Source organism: Bradyrhizobium acaciae, from assembly GCF_020889785.1.
GTDB classification, from domain to species: domain Bacteria; phylum Pseudomonadota; class Alphaproteobacteria; order Rhizobiales; family Xanthobacteraceae; genus Bradyrhizobium; species Bradyrhizobium acaciae.
Genome location: NZ_JACMYK010000318.1, coordinates 1 through 973, shown reverse-complemented (window position 1 = coordinate 973; position 973 = coordinate 1). Strand labels below are relative to the sequence as shown.

2 protein-coding genes and 1 pseudogene are annotated in these 973 nt (G+C 59.0%); all 3 read left to right on the top strand.

Going from position 1 to position 973, the window contains the following annotated elements; all coding sequences use genetic code 11:
* A pseudogene (locus tag H8A92_RS40525) lies at positions 1–322 on the top strand (hypothetical protein); the annotation flags it as partial.
* Positions 323–332: 10 nt separating this feature from the next.
* Positions 333–560, top strand: coding sequence for a transposase (locus tag H8A92_RS41305; RefSeq protein ID WP_420831443.1), 228 nt, complete (start codon positions 333–335; stop codon positions 558–560).
* A gap of 77 nt (positions 561–637) precedes the next feature.
* Positions 638–973, top strand: a 336-nt coding sequence (locus tag H8A92_RS40520) for a transposase (protein WP_229200813.1), incomplete at its 3' end; no start/stop codon positions are given.

Below are 973 nucleotides of genomic sequence, written 5' to 3'. Positions count from 1 at the left end.
TGCGCTGGGCACGACGTGGCGTCTGGGAAAACCTGTTCCGAGAACTCGTCGGCCGGGGCCGCGCTACGGATACGCAAATGATCGATTCCACGCACGTCAAAGCGCATCGCTCGGCAGCGGGCGGAAAAAGGGGGAGCAGAAGCAGGCTATTGGCCGCTCGCGTGGAGGGCGCTACACGAAAATCCACGCACTCGCAGATGCTAAGGGGCGCTTGATCGCCATTCTGCTGACCGGTGGTAAGGCGCACGACTGCCCCTTCACCGAACGCCTGATCCGCAGAGTGAACAGTCGCCGAAGCGCATGCTCGGCGCAAGGCTTATGACAGCGCTGAACTGCACGAGGAACTGGATGAGCGTGGAACCAAGCCGGTCATTCCGAACCGCAGCAACAGGAAGCAGCCGTTCAGCTTCTCAAAGCGTCTCTATAAGCTTCGCTGGCGCATCGAGAGCGCGTTCAACAGGCTGAAGGACTTCAGGCGCATCGCAACCCGCTACGATAAGCTGGCGCGCAACTACCTGGCCTCTGTCTGCCTGGCAGCCGCTCTTGTATGGTGGATTTAATGAGTCTGCACTCTAGCACTACTTTGGCAGATTGTTGATTTTGCCGCGTTTTATAGGATTCCCGAATCAATTTTTCAATGATTCATGGGTGGTCGGCTCTGGGAGGGCTGACCATGCCCGGATGGGAAGACGAACTCGAACGTTGGCTGATGCCGTTCTTGGACCGGCTGGGTCATAAGACCCGGCAGCGGATGTGTCCTCTGTATGTTGCGGGATTGATCGGTCCGGGCGATCGCAAGAGCGTTCAGCCGATGGCGGAGCGCCTTGCCTCGGGCAACTACGACCAGTTGCACCATTTCATTGCGGACGGTGTCTGGGACGCGACGCCGCTGGAAACAGAGCTGCTCAACCAGGCGGACCGACTTGTCGGCGGCAGGGATGCGGTGCTGGTTATTGATGACACCTCACTTCCC